Raw genomic sequence first — 3,072 nt, forward strand, 5'->3', positions numbered from 1 at the left:
ATTTACGAACATAATAATCATTTCAAATCGTCACGCTCAAAAATGACTCTTAAAATACAGATTTACAATAATTTCAAAGAACTTGTTTTATTTTTTAGTGGACACTAGTGGTATACTTCTTAAAATCACGTATCACATTTTGCAATTCCCCTTCAAATGCAATACATATTAAATGAATATCGCTTGTCATATAGATATAGGCCTAGATGCGCTTTTAAAAATTGGTGCTCAAAAAGCATCGGCTGTGGCCAATGGTGTACTAGCCAAGGTGCGCAAAAAACTAGGATTCGAAATATAATTACCTATCTAAAATAACCGCGGATTCACAGATTATAGTAATATTTAATCTGCGAATCTGTGGTTCATTACGATTTAAAATGGCGCGAAACCCCGCTACCGCACGAATACTTTCGTGTGGTACGTTCTACTTAAACACCGCTCGGCGAAGTCTCCCGACTTCGACCTTTTCTTGAATGTTCTTGTTATAAGTAAATCTAATAAAAGTCTCCCGACTTTTTCGTAGATGTCTTATTAAACTCAAATCGTTAAGTGATAAATCATAATACTCCATTTTAAATAAAACCAAAAAACTACAAAATACCCCAACGGTTACTTTGTAGTTTTTTATCCCTTTTGAAACGCTAATTATTCTAAGGATAGTTATAGTAAAAAGTCGTGAGAATTTTATCACGTTTACGGATGGCAAAACGATTTAAAACGGCGCGAAGTCGGAGACATTCGCGCAGCAGCCCGCCGTCTTTAAGTACGTTTTTTTTGAATACTTCGAGCAGCGGGGATCAATATCGAGAATGCTCGTCATATCCAAGCCATCGGGGTTACTGCAAATGTGTGCCATGACATCATTAAAATATGACCCTCAATTAAAACAGTATTATGCTAAAAAGAAAGGAGAAGGAAAAAATGCTATGCTTGTTTTAAACAATATTAGATGCAAACTTATAAGCAGGGTATTTTCCGTTATTAATCGTGAAACACCATACATTAATACTTATAAATTCGCATCATAATTTTAACAAATTTTGCTTGTTTTTCATCATAGAATGCACAGCAACCCGCAGTCTTTAAGTACGTTTTTTTTGAATACTTCGAGCAGCTGGGTTGTTAAATAACTCTTTATTAGCAAAAGTAAAGTCTTTTTGAGAGCCATGACCAATTAAATCATCTGAAACGACATTGAATTTTTTACCAGCTGATTTTTTATAAGATGTTTAAGTGTTGTATCTTTGCTTAATCATATAATTTATGGTCTAATTCAATACGTTTAAGTATGACAATAGGTGAACACATAATGCTTCTACGTAAGCAAAAAGGTATTTCGCAAAGCGAACTGGGGAAAAAAATTGGTACGTCTGGAGATATTATAGGACGATACGAAAGAGATTTAATGACTCCTGGCGTTGATGTAATTATTAAGATTTCAGATGCTTTAAGTATTTCTATTGACTACCTTGTAGGCAAAACAACGCTTTTGCTTGACCAAGACACTCTAAAAAGATTGGAAGAGATTAACGCACTTAATGAAGATGCTAAAAGCTACATTTTGCAACACGTAGATATGATGGTTAGAGATTTTAAAAACATTAAAGCGTATTCTAAATGAGCCAATACTATATCCTAAAACCTGCCGTAGGAACTAAAGAAACTGGAATGGCGTACCCTGCTGTTGAAAGCTTTGAAGATTATGATTTTAATAAAGTTGATTCCGTTTACAATTTGGATTCTGATTTCTTTCCCGATTTTGTTCCTGATATTAGATTTCGGTTAGCTAATGGGGCAAGGCTTTGTGATGTAATGGGGCAAGGCACTATTAGTGCTTGTGGACTTTTAATAAGCCAAAACGTAAAGGATGTTTTAGAGCAATTTAATTTAGTACCACACAAATATTTTCCTGCAACCATCGAAGATAAAGGGACTGTACATCAATATTATTGGGTGCATTTTGTTTGGAATGAGGGTATAAATCATTTGGATTTTGCTAAAAGTAAATTTCAAATCAATGAGTTTGGTGACAACCTTGGAGATGTTGAAATAAAAACTCATCAAGACCTACTTGACAAACAAACAGAATTAGGTTTTATGAAAACAGTTTATAATTACCAAAGTCTTATGTTCAATCTGAATTATGATTTGTTCATTCATCCTTTAAATAAAACAATTTATGTGTCAGAAAAAGTATTCACTTCTCTAACACATAAATCTTTTAAAGGGCTTGAATTAGTTAATGCGGAAAATTTATTAGTGCGGTAAATTGAGGTTTAAATCATTTAATTTAACTGTACTGTTGTTTATTTTATTCTTTAAAGAATTTGCTAAACCTCTCATATAATCAGCTGTCTGTGCTGTCGTTAAGGAACTATTTTTAACTCCATTTACTGTTTGGTTTGCCCAATAATCCATGTGATCCATTATTTGCTTAGTTAATTGCGGATGTGGTCCATGTCTTCCTGTATTTGTAGCCTTAACATATTTCTTAACTCCAAGACCATTAACACTACCAGTATTAAATTCAAATCCTCCTTCAACACCTTTTTTAACCCATTGATTTTCTTTTAATGTTTGCACTGGGAATAAATGGTGTGCATCGTCTGCAGATGTTATACCACTTAATGTACCTCTTAATTCTCCTCGTTTTTTAATTGCATTTTGTACAATTGTACTTCCGTAACTGCTTACATCTTCTACAAAACCAATGCTACCATCGGCATTTTTAAAGAAAACCCGATCGCGCGGATATGTAAAAAAATCTCTCATGTACGATAGCGCGGATTTGCAATCCGTGCCCTCAATAATGAGCCACAGCAATGAGCCACAACCATAATCCGCGCCCACAAAGCAAATCTAAACCAAAAGAAATAAATTAAAGCTATGTGATTGTTTTATTTGTAGCTTTTATTGTATTTTTAAATAAAAAAAATGTCAACAAAATATAAAGCAACAACTACAGATCAGGCATATTTTATAACTATTACAACAGTAGGTTGGGTTGATATATTTACGCGACTCAACCAAAAGTACAATATTGTTAATGCTTTGCAATATTGTCAGGAGAAA

Annotated in this window: 4 protein-coding genes; 3 read left to right on the forward strand and 1 reads right to left on the reverse strand. The window is 33.6% G+C overall.

Translation table 11 applies throughout. The annotated features are described in order from the left end of the window. Positions 1-172 precede the first annotated feature (172 nt). The 3 genes from ACNQGB_RS15940 (at position 173) to ACNQGB_RS15950 (ending at position 2,268) form a co-directional block, all read left to right on the forward strand. Positions 173-298: a hypothetical protein gene (locus ACNQGB_RS15940; RefSeq protein WP_417947625.1), complete on the forward strand. Its 126-nt coding sequence runs from the start codon at positions 173-175 to the stop codon at positions 296-298. A gap of 990 nt (positions 299-1,288) precedes the next feature. Next, a complete protein-coding gene (locus ACNQGB_RS15945; RefSeq protein WP_417947627.1) occupies positions 1,289-1,621 on the forward strand; it encodes a helix-turn-helix domain-containing protein in 333 nt (110 codons plus the stop codon). After that, the gene (locus tag ACNQGB_RS15950; RefSeq protein WP_417947629.1) at positions 1,618-2,268 is read left to right on the forward strand and encodes an imm11 family protein; all 651 of its coding nucleotides are present in this window, start codon (positions 1,618-1,620) and stop codon (positions 2,266-2,268) included. The genes ACNQGB_RS15945 and ACNQGB_RS15950 overlap by 4 nt, the downstream gene beginning before the upstream one ends. Here ACNQGB_RS15950 and ACNQGB_RS15955 read toward each other — a convergent pair. Beyond that, the gene (locus ACNQGB_RS15955; protein WP_417947631.1) at positions 2,257-2,772 is read right to left on the reverse strand and encodes a hypothetical protein; all 516 of its coding nucleotides are present in this window, start codon (positions 2,770-2,772) and stop codon (positions 2,257-2,259) included. The two genes, ACNQGB_RS15950 and ACNQGB_RS15955, sit on opposite strands and share 12 nt — an antisense overlap. Positions 2,773-3,072 lie beyond the last annotated feature (300 nt).

The organism is Flavobacterium frigidum (genome assembly GCF_048286795.2).

Coding starts and splice junctions, on each gene's coding strand:
- ACNQGB_RS15940 (WP_417947625.1), top strand. CDS start 173: ATGAATATCGCTTGTCATATAGATATAGGCCTAGATGCGCTTTTAAAA.
- ACNQGB_RS15945 (WP_417947627.1), top strand. CDS start 1,289: ATGACAATAGGTGAACACATAATGCTTCTACGTAAGCAAAAAGGTATT.
- ACNQGB_RS15955 (WP_417947631.1), bottom strand. CDS start 2,772: ATGAGAGATTTTTTTACATATCCGCGCGATCGGGTTTTCTTTAAAAAT.
- ACNQGB_RS15950 (WP_417947629.1), top strand. CDS start 1,618: ATGAGCCAATACTATATCCTAAAACCTGCCGTAGGAACTAAAGAAACT.